This is a genomic window from Arthrobacter sp. Ms25, from assembly GCF_059090365.1.
The window spans coordinates 149,107-164,857 of record NZ_JBNHFP010000004.1; the positions used below are offsets into that span (position 1 = coordinate 149,107).

Consider the following 15,751-nt stretch of genomic DNA (forward strand, 5'->3'; position numbering starts at 1 on the left):
GGGGACGGGCCCGGGGGCTTTCCTGCGAGGTCGGTGGGCGGTGGATTTCGTTGCCGCCGACCCGGCCGCGACCCGGCCAGGCACCCTGCCTCAGCGGCGGCGGTGGTCCATCGGGGCGAGCTTCGGCCCGTAGGTGGGTTTGCGGTAACCGCTCAGCATGATCATCCGCACCACCCGCTGGCGGTGTCCGTGCCAGGGGGCGAGCAACTCCAGCATGCCGGCGTCGTCGGTCCGCCTCCCGGTGAGGGCCGCACCCACGTAGGCGGCGAGATGGTAGTCGCCGACGGAGACGGAATCCGGAGCACCGTGGGTCCGTTGGGTGATTTCCGCGGCGCTCCACACTCCGATTCCGGGAACCGAGCAGAGCTTGGCAGTCAGCTCCGCACCCAGCGGCTCCGCGGCCAGCCGCTCCAGCCCGGAGGCCAGCGCGCAGGCCCGCAGGATGGTGCTGGAGCGCGAATGGTCCACGCGTGCCTGATGCCAGTCCCAGCTGGGGATCCTCCGCCAGATTTCCGGGGCAGGGGCGGCCTTCATGCCTGCAGGGGCGGGCCCCGGCGCATCGGTGCCGTATTTGGTGACGAGGTAGCGCCAGGCGTAGTACGCCTCCAGCACGGTGACCTTCTGCTCCAGCACCACGGGGATCAGGCTGTCCATGATCCGGCCGGTGCTGGGCAGCCGCAGGGAAAGGTTGCGGCGCCGGGTCTCGGTGACCATCCGGGGCAGCGTCGCGAGGAAGGAATCGTCGTCGAAATCCGACCAGTCGTCCTGTTCCCCGAGCAGGGCAGGCACTGAAGCCAGGGCACATTCGGCACCCGGCCCCCAGGCGGAGGCGCGGACCCGGGCGCCCGGGGCGGGGGCGGGTTCCTCACGCAGGTTCAGGGTTGCCGGACCCTCCGGGGTGAGGAAGGTAAGCCAGGCGACGCCTGGACCTAGCCGGATGGTGGGGTCCTGTTTTCCACGGACCAGGATGCGCAGCGATGTCTGCAGGCAGTACGGGGCGGGGGATTCCCAGTAACGCACCAGGGCGGCAGCGGAATTCCCGGCCGGCGGAGCGGACTGCTGCGGCCGCGCTGGAACAGCGGCAGTGAAGGACATGCACCTATCGTTGCACGTACCGCCCCCGCTTCCGGCCGTACGCCGGGCCGCCGAAATGTGGCTTTTGCTACGCCGCGTTCCGCCCCCCATGCCATAGGTGGAACGAACAAGTAACGTGGGTCACATGAAGTATGCCAACACCGTCCTGGACCTGATCGGCAACACTCCCTTGGTGAAGCTTCACCATGTGACCGAGGGCATCAGTGCCACGGTCCTGGTGAAACTGGAGTACCTGAACCCGGGCGGATCCGTGAAGGACCGCATTGCCGTGAAGATGATCGAGACGGCCGAGCGTGAGGGAAAGCTGGTGCCGGGCGGCACGGTGGTGGAGCCCACCAGCGGCAACACCGGCGTCGGGCTGGCGCTGGTGGCCCAGCAGAAGGGTTATAAGTGCATCTTCGTCACCCCCGACAAGGTGGGCGTGGAGAAACGCGACGTCCTGCGGGCCTACGGTGCCGAGGTAGTGGTGACGCCGACGGCGGTTGCTCCGGACAGCCCCGACTCCTACTACGGAGTCTCCGATCGGCTGGTGCGGGAGATCGACGGGGCGTACAAGCCGGACCAGTTCTCCAACCCGTCGGCCCCCGCCAGCCACTACGAGTCCACCGGCCCGGAAATCTGGGCCGATACCGACGGCCGGGTGACGCACTTCGTGGCGGGTGCCGGTACGGGAGGGACCATCACCGGCACAGGGCGCTACCTGAAGGACGTCTCTGCGGACCGGACCTCCGGGCCGGTGCGCGTGATAGCCGCCGATCCGGAGGGATCGGTGTACTCCGGCGGTACCGGACGTCCCTACTTCGTCGAAGGGGTCGGGGAGGACATGTGGCCGGACAACTTCGACCCTTCCGTGCCGGATGAGGTGATTGCGGTGAAGGACGCCGACTCCTTCGCCATGACCCGCCGCCTCGCCCGCGAGGAGGGCCTGCTGGTAGGCGGTTCCTCGGGCATGGCAGTGACGGCGGCACTCGAGGCTGCGCGCTCGCTGGGTCCCGACGACGTCGTTGTGGTCCTGCTCCCGGACAGCGGCCGCGGGTACATGGGCAAGATCTTCAATGACGACTGGATGCGCTCCTACGGTTTCCTCCAGGACGGCGGGGAGCAGGCCCTGGTGCGGGATGTGCTCTCCACCAAGGACGGTTCGCTCCCGGACCTGGTCCATACCCATGCGAACGAAACGGTGCGGGACGTCATTGCCATCATGAATGAATACGGCGTCTCCTGCCTGCCGGTCCTCGCACAGGAACCGCCGGTGGTCCTTGGCGAAGTCCTCGGCTCCGTGGATGAGCGCTCGCTGACGGAGAAGCTGTTCCGCGGCGAGGCCAAGCCCACGGACCGGATCAGCGAACACATGGGGGCGCGTCCGGCCCTGGTGGGCACGGCGGACACGGTGGCTGCGGCGCGTTCAAAGCTGCAGGAGGACGACGCCGTCATGGTTACCTCCGATGGCGCAGCCGTTGGCATGCTGACCCGGCACGACCTACTTTCGTACCTGAGCCTCTAACCGACAGCCAGCCGTTCGCAGGCACGCTTTCGACACCCATCTGCCGGCTCCGGCCGGCACAAGGAGAACACCATGACCAGCTTCAGCACCCGTGCCATCCATGCGGGCCAGGCCCCGGATCCCACCACCGGAGCCGTTATTCCGCCTCTGTACCAGAGCACCACCTATGCCCAGGACGGCATCGGCGGGCTGCGCAACGGCTACGAGTACGGGCGGGGCACCAACCCCACCCGGGATTCGCTGCAGCAGCAGCTTGCTGCGCTGGAAGGCGGAAAGCATGCTTTTTCCTTCAGCTCCGGCCTGGCCGCGGAGGACGCCCTCATCCGGGGAGTGCTGGCTCCCGGGGACCATATCGTGCTCGGCAACGATGCCTACGGCGGAACCTACCGGTTGATCAACAAGGTGCTGGGCAAGTGGGGGGTCACCAGTGCGGTGGTGGACATGTCCGATGCGGCTGCTGTTGCTGCCGCCGTCGCCGCCGGGAACACGAAGATCGTCTGGCTGGAAACGCCGTCGAACCCTCTGATGAAGATCAGCGACATCGGTGCAGCGGCGCAGGCAGCGCACGACGCCGGTGCCCTCCTGGTCGTGGACAACACCTTTGCGTCCCCGTACCTGCAGCAGCCGCTGTCGCTGGGGGCCGACGTCGTTGTGCATTCGACCACCAAATACATCGGCGGGCATTCCGATGCCGTGGGCGGTGCCGTGATCCTGAACGACGACGCGATGGCGGAGGACGTCGGGTTCATCCAGTTTGCCGTCGGTGCGGTATCTGCGCCGATGGAGGCCTGGCTGACCACCCGCGGCCTGAAGACCCTCGCGGTGCGGATGGACCGGCATTCCGCCAGCGCGACGGCCGTGGCGAAGTGGCTGAAGGAACAGCCTGCCGTGGAGCAGGTGTTCTATCCGGGGCTGGAAGAGCATCCGGGGCATGACCTTGCCAAAGCACAGATGAAGGACTTCGGCGGCATGGTGTCGGTGTCCTTCAAGGGAGGCGAGGCTGCAGCCCGGAAGGTTGCCGAATCGACGCGGTTGTTCCTGCTGGCCGAGTCTCTGGGCGGGGTGGAATCGCTCATGAACTACCCTTCGGAAATGACGCACGCCTCGGTCAAGGGCACCGAACTTGCCGTACCGGAGAACCTGTTGCGGCTTTCCGTGGGGCTGGAGGATGTCGAGGATCTGATTGCGGATCTGGACTCGGCGTTGGGGCAGCTCTAGCCGGAAGGGCGGGACTTCGGCGGCAGGCCCGGGGTGGTGGGGGTAGCGTTCCTTTCATGGCCGCCCTTCACGGGCCGCCCTAGTTGAGGTTCCGGGTCCAAGTAGTCGGCTCTGAAAGACGGGTATTTCGGGTTTTCCGGAGGGGCCGGTTTTAGCCTGATTTCGGGCCGGAAATGTCAGTGCCGGATGAAATCCTTAAGCATGGATCAGGACGGGAACACCGGACGGATAACCGAAGATCAGACGGGCAAAGGCCGGCAGGCGGATGGTGCTGCTGGTGAGACCGAAGCGGCACGTGCCGCGTGCACTTTGTCGGTGTACCGGGCGGAACTGGTTGCCGGGGATGCCGCCGCTGGCGCCTCACCTGCCGGGCCTGGATCCGGCTACCCGGATGGTTATACCGGTGTGCTGGCCCTGCAGAACCTGGAAGCCTTCGATGAACATGCCGCCGGTGATGCCCTGGCCCGGGTGGCGCATCTGATCCGGTGGGCCCAGGCCCAGCAGGTCCGGCTGATGCACCGGATGGAGGAACTCTTTCGGGAGAGCTTCCAGACCGAGGACGGTACGGTGCTCAGCGTGGACCCGGGCATGGCTTTCAGTCTGGCGTCCTGTGAATGCGCGACCATCCTGAACGTTCCGCAGACCACCGCGCAGGGAATGATGTCCGAAGCTGGCAGGCTCTGCGACACGCACACCGCAACCCTGGCCAGGCTCGAACAGGGACAGTTGAGCTACGGGCATGCGCAGGTGGTGCTGGACCAGACCCAGAATCTTCCTGCCGACGTGCTGCCCGGCTTCGAGGCTGACCTGCTCACGGCTGCTGCGGGGAAGACCCGGGGCCAGTTCTCTGCCAAGGCCCGGCATCTGCGGGAGAACCGGTATCCGGAGACCGTCCCGGAACGGCATTTGAGTGCTTTCGAGAAGCGCCGGGTGGTCCTGGACCGGGATGAGGACGGGATGTCCTGGCTGGCTGCCCACCTCCGGGCGGCCGAAGCGCAGCAGATCTATACGGCCTTGAGTACTGCTGCCCAGGGTGAGCAAGCCGACGGGGACCCGCGGACCCGGGACCAGCTGCGTGCGGATATTCTGACCCAGCTGCTGATGGGCGGCCTCGGATCGCATAGGGCGGGTGGAACTGGCAGTACGGCCAGCAAAACCGGGACTGGGAGCGGCCGGACCGGGACCGGTCCCGAAAGAGATGGTCGGGACAGGGGGCGCCGGAACAGCGGAACGGGCCGGGACAGAGCACGCCGGAACACCGGAACGGGCGAAACCGGGGGAACAGGGGAAAGCCGCAGAGCCGACGGAACCGCGGCAGGCCACGAAACGAGCGCAGATCGCGGGCCCTGCGGGCCAGGGGTAGAGACGGACAATGATACCGGCGATGAGGATGCCTTCGGCGTCCTGCCGCGGGCTGAGATCATGGTCCTGATCAACGCCGAGACCCTCTTCGGCGCGGACGAACAGTCCGCAGAACTGCACGGCTATGGACCCATCAGTGCCGATGCAGCACGGCGGCTGGCTCGTAACGCCCTTCACTGGACCGGACTGGTCCAGGACCCGGACACCGGAGAAATCCTCGGTGTTGGTCGGCGGCGGAAAGTTCCGGCAGGATTGGCTCGCTGGCTGCGCGCGAGGGACGGAACCTGCCGGTTCCCCGGCTGCCGGGTCAGCACCGCACTCTCGGAAATCGACCACACCACCGACTGGGCCAAAGGCGGACCCACGGACCACGGAAACCTTGAACATTTGTGCCGAAGGCACCACCGGTTCAAGACCCTCGGTTACTGGAAGGCCAGCCAACCCGAGCCCGGGGCGATCGAGTGGACCTCACCTACCGGACGGACCTACCGCACTGAACCGTTCCTGGAACTCGGCGTGCCGCATCAAGGACCGGACCCGCAAGGGAACGATCCGCGGGCGGACCATAAGGAGACCAGGCCCCTGCAGGAACCCGTGCCGCCGTTTTAGCCTGGCATCTGGCTGGCACCTGGATGGCGCCCGCACCCTTTACCCGGCACCCGGCACCCGGCGCACGGTCTGGCACCGGACACCGGAACCGGTCACCGGCCACCGGGCACCCAAAACCCGACTGCTGCTGAACGGGCGTCTAACGTTGCCTGCGGGCCTTACGTTTCTTCGGGTCGCGAAGCTGGAAATACTTGTTGCTCTGCGGCAGCCAGAGCAGCACCGTACCGGCCAGCAGCACTACGCCTACGGCGATGAGGGCAGGCCCGCGAAACAGAAGCGGAACTCCCGCAATCACGCCGATACTGCTCAGTGTTTCCCGGGCGCTGCGCTTACCGGAGCGCAGCCGCAGCACGCTGTAGGCACTCAGTGCGGCGAGCACCAGAGCCAGTATCCCCAGCATCGTCAGGGCCGTACTGTCCTGAGGCTGTGTCCGGGCCGCAACAATGAAGGACACACCGGCAACGGCCACAAGGGCAGCAGCAGCCAGCCAGACGGCCCCGGCAGCCCGGATGATGCCGGGCGGGGGAGTGCGCCGCGGAGGTACGGGAGTGCCAGGTCCGACAGGAGGTGCAGGGGTATTGCCCATCAGCGCGGCGCCACAATCTGTTCGCGGGCAGCAAGGTCGTAGCGGTAGACTTCCCGACCGCCGATCCACACCTTCAGCGCCCGCTGCATCACGTCCAGCGGATCACCGCTCCACAGAACCAAGTCCGCATCCTTGCCCGGCTCCAGTGAACCGAGCCGGTCCGCAAGACCCAGCACCCGAGCCGGATTAATCGTCACGGCACGCAGTGCCTCGTCGCGGTCCAGTCCCTCCTTCACCGCAAGCGCAGCTTGGAAGATCAGGAAGTTGATGGGAACCACGGGATGGTCGGTGATGATGGAGATCTCCACTCCGGCAGCCGCGAGTTTTCCCGGGTTGGCCATACTGCGGCCGCGCAGTTCCACCTTCGAACGGGTGGTGAACAGCGGGCCGATGAGGACCGGCACGCCCCGCTCGGCAAGTACGTCGGCAAGCAGGTGTGCCTCGGTCCCGTGGTCGAGCACCAGGTCGTAGCCGAACTCGTCGGCGAGGCGCAGCGCTGTACCGATGTCATCGGCACGGTGGGCATGCTGGCGCCACGGGATTTCCCGCCGCAGCACCATGGCCAGAGCCTCCATATGCGGGTCACGAGTGTTTGGTTCCGCTTTGCCCATGTAGTTCTGCGCCTCCATGAAGGCCTGGCGGATAACCATGGCGGTCCCCAGCCGGGTGGACGGAGTCTGCTTCTTGTCGCTGTAGATCCGCTTCGGGTTCTCACCCAGCGCGGATTTCAGGCCGCTGGGCACCCGGAGCACCATTTCCTCCAGATAGCGCCCGTGCGTGTGCAGGGCAACCGCCTGCCCGCCGATCGGGTTACCGGATCCGGGATTGATGTTCGCGGTGGTCACTCCGCCGGCAAGGGCGTCGTCGAACCCCGTGTCGAAGGGGTTCACGGCGTCCAGTGCGCGGACCCCCGCCATGACAGGGTCCGTCATTTCGTTGGAGTCGTTGCCGGCCCAGCCTTCGCCCTCTTCATGCACGCCCAGGTGGGTATGCGCATCCACGAGGCCCGGCAGCAGCCACTGCCCGCCGGCGTCGAACACCTCCGCCTCGTCAGGCACAACGACGCCGGGACCCAGATCGCGGATCCGTCCGTCTTCGACGAGGACCGTGCCGTGGAAGACAGGACCCGTGACAGGAACCACGCGAGCGTTGGTGAGGGCTAGAAGCGCGGGGGACATGGGAACCTTTCGCTTGCTGATCTGGTCCGGCCAGCCTATCGCCTGCTCCCGAACAGGGAGGCGGAGCCGGCTGGCCGGTAGACTTGCCATGATCAATATCGCCGGACAACGCTATGCCGCGCCACAAGCGCGGCCGGCGACTTTACAGGGAGAACAATGGGCCAGATCCACCGATCCGCCTTCGTGCGGACCGTTGCGACCCTGGGGGCGCTGGCACTTGCCGGGCTGCTCGTATGGACAGCTTTCGACTTGTCGCCGCGCCACGGCCTCGACTTCAGTGTCTACCTTTCCGGCGGGCAGAGCGTCCTGGACGCCGCGGGGGAACTGTATACGAAGTCGGTCCAGTACGACGCCGACAGCAGCCTGCTCTTCACCTATCCGCCCTTTGCGGCTTTGGTTTTTGCGGTGCTGGCCCCGTTCGGCCAGAGCCTGGGGCTGAACATCTTCACCGGTATTTCCGTCGCCATTGCCGCAGCCGCCGCCGTTTGGGCAGTCCGCTATGTCTTCCGCCGCCAGGGTGCCATGGATGTATTGCGCCATCCCTGGCTCCGGCCGCTGGCGATCGCCGGCGCGGGGCTGATTGTGCTGCTGGGACCATGGCGCGAAACACAGGCTTTCGGGCAGATCAACATCCTGCTTTTCGGCCTGATCATGGCCGACTTCCTGATCAGAAAGGAGGGCTGGCCCACCGGCCTGCTGACCGGCGTGGCGGCAGGGCTGAAACTCACCCCGCTGGTCTTCGGCCTGTACTTCCTGGCCCGGGGCGACTGGCGCGGGCTGCGCAACATGACCTACGGATTCCTCTCCACGTTCGCGCTTGGATTCCTGATCCTCCCGCGCGAATCGCGCACTTACTGGATTGACCTGCTGCCGGACACCTCGCGGATCGGCGGAGCCGGCTACGTGGACAACCTCTCCATCAAGGGTGCGATCCTGCACTTCGGCGGCCCGGATTTCGCCGTCGATCTTCCCTGGCTGATCCTTTCCCTGGCGGCCGTTGCGGCTACGGCCGTCATCATCCGCATTGCCGGCAGCCGCGGAGAGACCTTCACCGCGCTGGCTGCGGCAGCGCTCCTGATGCTGCTGATTTCCCCGGTGTCCTGGTCCCACCACTGGGTCTGGGTGGCCCTCTTCATTCCCGTCCTGGCGCGCAACGTCCTGGACCTCGAGCCGGGGCAGCGGAAGCTTCGGATCTCCGGACTCATCCTGCTGGCAACCTCGCTGGTCATTTTCATTTACTCGCCCAAGACCATCGGTGAGCTGTTCAACGCACCGAACCTGGACTCCCAGCTGCCGGAACCGTGGCTGATGGCTTCCAGCATCGGCGTCTTCTGGGGCATCGGACTGCTCGCCTGGTGGCTGGCAGGCCACTGGGGCAGCCGCCCGCGCCACTGGTGGCGCAACAACCCGCCCGAGTTGCTGCGTGCCCCGGAGCCGCAGCCCTAGACTGCTGGCATGACAACCGGTTCACTGCTCGCCGTCTGCCTGGTGCACGGCCTGCTGCCCACCAGGGACGCCACGGGCGTCACCGCCATCGATAAACGGCCCGTCGAGGGACCCGTGAAGGTCCACCCGCTGGGGCTGACCGGAGACCTGCAGGCAAGCCGCAAGCACCACGGGGGAGAATCCAAGGCGCTGTACGCCTACTCGCAGGACGACGCCGACTACTGGGCCCGCGAACTGGGACGGGAGATCCCGCCGGGCCTGTTCGGCGAAAACCTGCGCCTGACAGGCATGAATGCCACCGAGGCCCTGATCGGTGAACGGTGGCGGATCGGTGCCGACGTCGAAGTGGAAGTGACCTGTCCCCGCACTCCGTGCCGCAACTTCCAGCGGCGGATGAACGTACCGAACTTCCAGCGCCGCTTTGCAGAAGCCGGTCGGGTGGGAACGTATCTGCGGGTTCGGCGCCGCGGCAGCATCACCGCCGGTGACACGGTGGAAGTCCTGACCCGGCCCGGCCACGGCGTAAGCGTCGGTGACGTCTTCCGCGGCCTGGACGCCGAACAGGCCGCCGCGCTGCAGGCCTCCCGTGCGGCGGGGGAAATCACGCTGTCCCCGGAGATCCTCAAGGCGCTGCGGACGCTTTCGGCCAGGGTATCCCGTTCGCCGGACGCCGTATCCGGCCGCCCGCTGCAGGTCCAGCAGGCGCAGGTCTAGCAGGCGCCGGCCGGTCGCTGCGGCGGCCTGTGCCGAAGGTCACCGGGCGTGACAACGTACCGGATAGCGGGATGGCGTACACTGGAGAGCATCCCCCACTCCGGTATTCCCTTATTTTCCTGCGGTTGATCGAGATTTCTCCGAAAATCTCCGCCGAAACCGCACGGTACGTTGTGTTGGGGCCCGCATTCCTATGCGGGCAGATTCATCTTTTGGGGAGCGCCGGCAAAGAAATCGTCACACCGGTCGTACGCACAATCCAGTGAAATCGGCCCACAGCTGTGACGGAAAGTCCTGCCTGGGATTGCAACAGCGCCGGACTTACGTCCTGCAGCCTCTTGGTTGCCTGGTCCCCGATTGAATGAGGATTCCCTCTTGTCTGAAGCACCGCTGGATAACAGCACCGTTGAAACTGCCGCTCCCGAAACCGAAGAGAACACCGTGCTGTTCAGTGACTTCGGACTGGACGAGCGTGTCCTGGCAGCCCTGAAGGACGTCGGCTACGTCAAGCCGTCCCCCATCCAGGCAGCCACCCTTCCCTTGCTGCTTGAAGGCCGCGACGTCGTCGGCCTGGCACAGACCGGCACCGGCAAGACCGCCGCGTTCGCCGTTCCCGCCCTGTCCCTGATGGCCGGCCGCCCGGCGACCAAGGACACCCAGGTGCTGGTACTGGCACCCACCCGCGAACTGGCACTGCAGTCCGCCGAGGCCTTCACCTCCTACGCCGCCCACATGGACGGCATCACCGTGCTTCCCGTGTACGGCGGATCCGCCTACGGCCCCCAGCTGGCCGGCCTGCGCCGCGGCGCCCAGGTTGTCGTCGGTACCCCGGGCCGCGTCATCGACCACATCGCCAAGGGCTCCCTGGACCTGTCCAACCTGGAATACCTGGTCCTGGATGAGGCCGATGAGATGCTGCGCATGGGCTTCGCCGAAGACGTGGAGCAGATCCTTTCCTCCACTCCCGCCGAGAAGCAGGTTGCCCTCTTCTCCGCGACCATGCCCCCGGCCATCCGCAAGATCGCCAAGAAGTACCTGAACAACCCGGCCGAGGTGACGGTCAAGTCCAAGACCACCACCGGTGCCAACACCCGCCAGCGCTACGTGCAGGTCATGGGACCGCACAAGCTCGATGCCATGACCCGCATCCTGGAGACCGAAGAGTTCGACGGCGTCATTGCGTTCGTCCGGACCAAGGCCGCCACGGAGGACCTGGCCGACAAGCTGAAGGACCGCGGCTACAGCGCCGCCGCCATCAACGGCGACATCCCGCAGCAGCAGCGTGAGCGCACGGTTGAGGCCCTCCGCGACGGCAAGATCGACATCCTGGTTGCCACGGATGTTGCCGCCCGCGGCCTCGACGTCGAGCGCATCAGCCACGTCGTCAACTACGACATCCCGCATGACACCGAGTCCTACGTGCACCGCATCGGCCGCACCGGCCGTGCAGGACGTACCGGCGACGCCATCCTGTTCATGACCCCGCGTGAGAAGTACCTGCTGCGCGCGATTGAAAAGGCCACCCGCCAGCCGGTTGAACACATGCAGCTGCCCAGCGTCGACGTCGTCAACGAGAAGCGGCTGGCCAAGTTCTCCGAGAAGATCACGGAAACCCGCAACTCCGAAGATGTTTCGGTGTTCAAGGACCTGGTCACCAAGTACATCGCCGAGCACGACGTGCCCGCCGAAGACGTTGCCGCGGCACTGGCCGTCATGGCCCAGGGCGGACGCCCGCTGCTGCTGCAGGAAGTCGTGCAGGCCCCGCCGCGCCAGCGTGAGCGGTCCGAAGGACGTAACGACGGCTTCGGCTCCCGCGGCCCGACGCGCCCGCTGACCGAAGGCAACGCAACGTACCGCATCGCCGTTGGCCGCCGCCAGCGCGTGCTGCCCGGCTCGATTGTCGGCGCCATTGCCAATGAGGGCGGCCTGTCGTCTGCACAGATCGGCGGCATTGACATCCGTGCGGACCACACCCTGGTGGAACTGCCCGCCGACCTGTCCAAGGACCAGCTGCGCGCCCTGTCCCGCACCCGGATCGGCGGCGAGCTAATCCACCTCGAGCTGGACAAGGGCCGCAAGCCGGCCCGCGAGCGTGAAGGCGGCAGCTACAACGACCGCGCCGACCGCGGCGGCTTCAAGAAGGATTTCAAGAAGCGCGACGGCGAGCGTTCCTTCGGTGACCGCGGCAGTGACCGCCCGTTCAAGAAGCGTGAAGGCGGCTTCCGCGACGGCGCCGCCGCCGGTGCCCGCAAGCCCCGCTTCCGCGACTAGGACGCTCCCGGCGCCGGTACTTCCGGCGCCGGGCAACGCTGCCTAACAAAAGAAGGACGCCTCCCGCTGCGGGAGGCGTCCTTCTTGCGTAGTGCGGTCTCTGCGCTGCGGCTGCCGCGCGGGGGAGGGTTAGCCCTTTTGAGCGGGCTCGCCTGCGCGGCGGCTCTCGAGGCGCATTTCCAGGTCGTTCATGACAATTGCTGCCAGATCCTGCAGGGTGGCAGCCTCTTCGGGGGTGAAGGTGCGGGGTTCAGTGTCCAGAATGCAGAACGTGCCCAGGTTGAACCCGTCACTGGTCTGCAGTGGAACGCCGGCATAGAACTGCAGGCCGAAGTCTCCGGCCACCAGGGGGTTCGCCAGCGTCCTCGGATCATGCCGTGCGTCGCCCACCACGTACACACCGTCCTGCAGGATGGCAGAGGCGCACAGGCCGGGGTCCCTGCCGATCTCGACTGCTTCCGTGCCGTGGTGGGACTTGAACCAGATCCGGTCGGTATCCACCACGCTGACGATTGCCACGGGGACGTCGAAGATCCGCGAGGCCAATGCGGTGACTCGATCGAAGGCGCCGTCCGGAGGAGTGTCCAGCAGGTCGTAGCGGCGGACCGCATCCATCCGCTGGGCCTCGTCGGCCGGCAGGAGCTCCGGATCCACCCGATGCCGTCCGCGGGCGGCAACAATCATGTCGTACAGGACCTGCGAGGCATCGTGGGCGCTGGGACGCTGTGCGGCGTCCTGGGCGGTCATGGCGCGCAGGAGCGGCACCCAGTCGGAACCCAGCTCCGCCGGGATCTCCGGGTCCCGCAGGAGCCGGGCGAGGGCACTTTCCAGGGCGGGGCCAGGGAAGGCAGGTTTACCGGTGAGGCACTGCAGGAGCACCAGGCCCAGCGAATAGACGTCGCTCCACGGGCCGGATTCTTCGCCGCGGGCCTGCTCAGGGCTCATGAAGGCCGCGGTGCCGGAGAACGTACCGTGCTGGGACTGCGGATCATTGGCCACCAGGGCAACGCCGAAGTCCGTGAGCTTGGCGCGGATCCGGGCATCCGCGCTGCTGTAGTCAAACAGCATGATGTTTGCGGGCTTCACGTCCCGGTGCACTACGCCGTTGTCGTGAATGTACTCCAAGCCGATGGCGAGGTCGTAGCCGATCAGCGCGGTATGCCGGCGGGACACGGTGCCCTGCTTGAGCCGCTCACGCAGATCCAGTCCCTGGACAAGCTCCATGACAAGATAGATCAGCGGAGATTCGCGGTCGGAAGTATCGGACCCCGCATCAAGCAGGGTCACCAGGCTGTGGTGGTTCAGGCGGGCGAGGATCTTGGCCTCGGCGTCACTGCGCCGCAGGTCCATCTCGCTGGTGGCTGACGGACGGATAATCTTCACCGCTACGTCTCGGCCGAGGAACTCGTCCTTGGCCCGGTGGACAGTGCCCATGGCGCCTGCCCCGATCTGATTCAGGAGCCGGTATCTTCCACCCAGGAAGAGGCCCTCTGAAACATGGTTCGGCACTATGCTCACGTGCCCTCGCTTTCTCGTAGCCTAAGCATACTGACAAAACAGCCGATCAGCTTACCATTTACTCCACGCGACACGCGCCCGACAGGTGGCCAAAAGTGTTACTGGTCACCTTTGGCGCAAACGGGCCATCTCGATTTCATGTTCCCGAAAAGTGCTGGTAGAGTTTTATGTCGTTGCCCCGATAGCTCAGTGGTAGAGCGCCATCTTGGTAAGATGGAGGTCCCGGGATCGATTCCCGGTCGGGGCTCTCAATGGGAGGGCCCGCGTTGCGAAGGCTGTGTTTTTTGCAGAGGCCTTTGTAGGGCGGGCTTCACTCATTCTGGCGGTGTAGCTCAGTTGGTTAGAGCGCACGACTCATAATCGTGAGGTCGGGAGATCGAGCCTCCCCACCGCTACGGGCAAACCCCCGGGATCCAAGGATCCCGGGGGTTTTTTCGTTGCCCGGCCTGGGTACCCGCAGGCAGGCCCGGCCCGCCGCTCCAGTCCTCACGACGGCTCCATAAGGTTGCTTATCATCGTTGGTTTTTCATAGGGTGGACACAGCGGAAACCGCAAGGCTTCCACATTAAGGCACCAACACCGTAGAAGCACCGCTGCGGCCCGCAGGTTTTCCGGCCGCAGCCGAAACGAACGGAGTCACCATGGCAGAGCACGATATTTCCGGCAAGAAGGTCGCTTTCCTCCTCACCGACGGCGTGGAGCAGATCGAGCTGACCAGCCCCTGGGAAGCGGTGAAGAATGCCGGTGGACAGCCGGTCCTCGTGTCCCCGAAGACGGGCACCATCCAGGGCTTCGACGGCATGGACAAGGGCGAAACCTTCACCGTCGACCTTGATGTTGCCGACGCTAATGCGGATGATTTTGACGCACTGGTGCTGCCCGGCGGCGTCGTGAACGCCGACTTCCTCCGCGTGGACCAGAACGCCCAGCAGTTTGCCCGCGCCTTCTTCGAGGCGCACAAGCCCGTGGCGTCCATCTGCCACGGCCCGTGGCTGCTGATCGAGGCCGGCGTCGTTCAGGGACGCGACATGACGTCCTACCACACGCTGGCCACGGACCTGAAGAACGCCGGCGCAAACTGGACGGACGAGGAAGTAGTGGTGGACCAGGGCTTCGTCACCAGCCGCAACCCGGACGATCTGCCGGCCTTCAACGACAAGCTCGTTGAGGAAATCGCCGAAGGGGAACACGCGGGCCAGCACGCCTGACACCTCCGGAATCACCGCACAAGGGTGGGGTAACGTGAAAACGTTGTCCCGCCCTTGGGCGTTAACCGGAAGGTCGAAACCGTGCCCGCAGCCGGAAGCAGCACTGCCCGCACCGACGGCAGGTTCCTGTGTTCAGGAACCTCCTGGGACGCTGCCGGTCCGAGCCTGGAGCTGCACCTTCCCGGCGGGCAGCCCGAAAAGCAGCGGCTGGACCCGGGTACCGAGCTCCGATTCCGGATCCTCACGGACCACGCCGGAAACGGGAAGTTCTGTCTTGGTTCCTGGCAGGTGAACGACGACGGCGTCCAGTCCCACACACCGTGTCCCGCCCAGGCCCCTGCCGAGCGGGGATTTCAATGCACCAACTGCTTCATCCGCGACGAGGTGCGCGGGATCCACAACAGCCACCGTGCAGCCAGCATCCCCGGCGCGCTCCGACGCTACCTGGAGCAGCCGCACTGGCTGTACGTTGCCACTTTCGCCGACGGATCCACCAAGGTCGGTACCGCCGCGGACGGGCGTAAGCAGCTCCGCCTGACCGAGCAGGGAGCGGTCCGTGCACGGTATGTTGCCCGAGCCGGCGACGGCCTGGTGGTGCGGGTGCTCGAAGACGCCGTCACGGAAACGGTGGGCCTGCAGCAGGCGGTCCGGGCAGGGACCAAGACCGCAGCGCTGACCCGGCCGCTGGCCCTCGGTGAACTGGACGCCCTCAATGCCGAGGCTGCCGAGTCGGTGCGTTCCCTCCTGCCGGACCTGGCGGTGGCCGGGTTCCGGATAGCCGACGAAGTCTGGGAGCCGCCGGCCCAGTCCGCCACCGTCCTGGCGGCCCCCTGCGAACTGTATCCGTGCGATCCCGGCTCCGGTGAGCACGGCATGGTCATCCAGGCGGTCCTGGGGGCCACTGCCCTGGTCCGGGTGGATGGGGAGGAGACCCTGTTCGCCGCGGACCTGTCCCGGCTAAAGGGCCGTCGGCTGGAGTACGGCCCGTTCCGCACCGCGGTGCCGGCACTTCAGGCAGCACTGTTCTAGCGGGGCCCGCCGC

Annotated in this window: 12 protein-coding genes and 2 tRNA genes; 10 read left to right on the forward strand and 4 right to left on the reverse strand. The window is 66.2% G+C overall.

Going from position 1 to position 15,751, the window contains the following annotated elements:
• Window positions 1–90: 90 nt before the first annotated feature.
• Entirely contained in the window at window positions 91–1,095 is a 1,005-nt protein-coding gene (locus tag AC5RT8_RS12215; RefSeq protein ID WP_494095991.1) for a DNA-3-methyladenine glycosylase family protein, read from the reverse strand.
• A gap of 124 nt (window positions 1,096–1,219) precedes the next feature.
• Between AC5RT8_RS12215 and AC5RT8_RS12220 the strand changes: the two genes are divergently transcribed.
• The 3 genes from AC5RT8_RS12220 (at window position 1,220) to AC5RT8_RS12230 (ending at window position 5,788) form a co-directional block, all read left to right on the forward strand.
• Window positions 1,220–2,599 (forward strand): cystathionine beta-synthase, encoded by a 1,380-nt coding sequence (locus AC5RT8_RS12220; RefSeq protein ID WP_494095992.1) that lies wholly within the window; start codon window positions 1,220–1,222, stop codon window positions 2,597–2,599.
• A gap of 72 nt (window positions 2,600–2,671) precedes the next feature.
• Window positions 2,672–3,817, forward strand: coding sequence for a cystathionine gamma-synthase (locus AC5RT8_RS12225; protein WP_494095993.1), 1,146 nt, complete (start codon window positions 2,672–2,674; stop codon window positions 3,815–3,817).
• Between the two features lie 201 nt (window positions 3,818–4,018).
• Window positions 4,019–5,788 (forward strand): HNH endonuclease signature motif containing protein, encoded by a 1,770-nt coding sequence (locus tag AC5RT8_RS12230; RefSeq protein WP_494095994.1) that lies wholly within the window; start codon window positions 4,019–4,021, stop codon window positions 5,786–5,788.
• A 139-nt stretch (window positions 5,789–5,927) separates the two neighbouring features.
• Here AC5RT8_RS12230 and AC5RT8_RS12235 read toward each other — a convergent pair whose 3' ends face one another.
• Together AC5RT8_RS12235 and AC5RT8_RS12240 are read right to left on the reverse strand one after the other, a co-directional pair.
• Window positions 5,928–6,374, reverse strand: coding sequence for a hypothetical protein (locus AC5RT8_RS12235; RefSeq protein ID WP_494095995.1), 447 nt, complete (start codon window positions 6,372–6,374; stop codon window positions 5,928–5,930).
• Window positions 6,374–7,552 carry an amidohydrolase gene (locus tag AC5RT8_RS12240; RefSeq protein ID WP_494095996.1) on the reverse strand — a complete coding sequence of 393 codons (1,179 nt, stop codon included), beginning with the start codon at window positions 7,550–7,552 and terminating at the stop codon, window positions 6,374–6,376. The genes AC5RT8_RS12235 and AC5RT8_RS12240 overlap by 1 nt, the downstream gene beginning before the upstream one ends.
• A 156-nt stretch (window positions 7,553–7,708) precedes the next feature.
• On the opposite strand from AC5RT8_RS12240, the gene AC5RT8_RS12245 reads away from it, so the two are divergent.
• From AC5RT8_RS12245 to AC5RT8_RS12255, 3 genes are all read left to right on the forward strand, one after another.
• Complete coding sequence (locus tag AC5RT8_RS12245; protein WP_494095997.1) at window positions 7,709–8,998, forward strand: glycosyltransferase 87 family protein; 1,290 nt, start codon at window positions 7,709–7,711, stop codon at window positions 8,996–8,998.
• 9 nt (window positions 8,999–9,007) lie between these two features.
• Window positions 9,008–9,712: an MOSC domain-containing protein gene (locus tag AC5RT8_RS12250; RefSeq protein ID WP_494095998.1), complete on the forward strand. Its 705-nt coding sequence runs from the start codon at window positions 9,008–9,010 to the stop codon at window positions 9,710–9,712.
• 342 nt (window positions 9,713–10,054) lie between these two features.
• A complete protein-coding gene (locus tag AC5RT8_RS12255; protein WP_494095999.1) occupies window positions 10,055–11,983 on the forward strand; it encodes a DEAD/DEAH box helicase in 1,929 nt (642 codons plus the stop codon).
• 129 nt (window positions 11,984–12,112) lie between these two features.
• On the opposite strand, the gene AC5RT8_RS12260 is transcribed toward AC5RT8_RS12255, so the two are convergent.
• Entirely contained in the window at window positions 12,113–13,501 is a 1,389-nt protein-coding gene (locus AC5RT8_RS12260) for a protein kinase domain-containing protein (RefSeq protein ID WP_494096000.1), read from the reverse strand.
• 175 nt (window positions 13,502–13,676) lie between these two features.
• Here AC5RT8_RS12260 and AC5RT8_RS12265 point away from each other — a divergent pair.
• From AC5RT8_RS12265 to AC5RT8_RS12280, 4 genes are all read left to right on the forward strand, one after another.
• A tRNA-Thr gene (locus AC5RT8_RS12265) sits at window positions 13,677–13,748 on the forward strand.
• Window positions 13,749–13,822: 74 nt separating this feature from the next.
• Window positions 13,823–13,896, forward strand: a tRNA-Met gene (locus AC5RT8_RS12270).
• A 246-nt stretch (window positions 13,897–14,142) separates the two neighbouring features.
• Window positions 14,143–14,709 carry a type 1 glutamine amidotransferase domain-containing protein gene (locus AC5RT8_RS12275; protein ID WP_494096001.1) on the forward strand — a complete coding sequence of 189 codons (567 nt, stop codon included), beginning with the start codon at window positions 14,143–14,145 and terminating at the stop codon, window positions 14,707–14,709.
• A gap of 81 nt (window positions 14,710–14,790) precedes the next feature.
• A complete protein-coding gene (locus tag AC5RT8_RS12280) occupies window positions 14,791–15,738 on the forward strand; it encodes a DUF2797 domain-containing protein (protein ID WP_494096002.1) in 948 nt (315 codons plus the stop codon).
• Window positions 15,739–15,751 lie beyond the last annotated feature (13 nt).

Excerpts from the sequence above, each read along its gene's own strand:
- AC5RT8_RS12275 (WP_494096001.1), top strand. The coding sequence starts at position 14,143 with ATGGCAGAGCACGATATTTCCGGCAAGAAGGTCGCTTTCCTCCTCACC.
- AC5RT8_RS12240 (WP_494095996.1), bottom strand. The coding sequence starts at position 7,552 with ATGTCCCCCGCGCTTCTAGCCCTCACCAACGCTCGCGTGGTTCCTGTC.
- AC5RT8_RS12225 (WP_494095993.1), top strand. The coding sequence starts at position 2,672 with ATGACCAGCTTCAGCACCCGTGCCATCCATGCGGGCCAGGCCCCGGAT.
- AC5RT8_RS12220 (WP_494095992.1), top strand. The coding sequence starts at position 1,220 with ATGAAGTATGCCAACACCGTCCTGGACCTGATCGGCAACACTCCCTTG.
- AC5RT8_RS12245 (WP_494095997.1), top strand. The coding sequence starts at position 7,709 with ATGGGCCAGATCCACCGATCCGCCTTCGTGCGGACCGTTGCGACCCTG.
- AC5RT8_RS12230 (WP_494095994.1), top strand. The coding sequence starts at position 4,019 with ATGGATCAGGACGGGAACACCGGACGGATAACCGAAGATCAGACGGGC.
- AC5RT8_RS12250 (WP_494095998.1), top strand. The coding sequence starts at position 9,008 with ATGACAACCGGTTCACTGCTCGCCGTCTGCCTGGTGCACGGCCTGCTG.
- AC5RT8_RS12235 (WP_494095995.1), bottom strand. The coding sequence starts at position 6,374 with ATGGGCAATACCCCTGCACCTCCTGTCGGACCTGGCACTCCCGTACCT.
- AC5RT8_RS12215 (WP_494095991.1), bottom strand. The coding sequence starts at position 1,095 with ATGTCCTTCACTGCCGCTGTTCCAGCGCGGCCGCAGCAGTCCGCTCCG.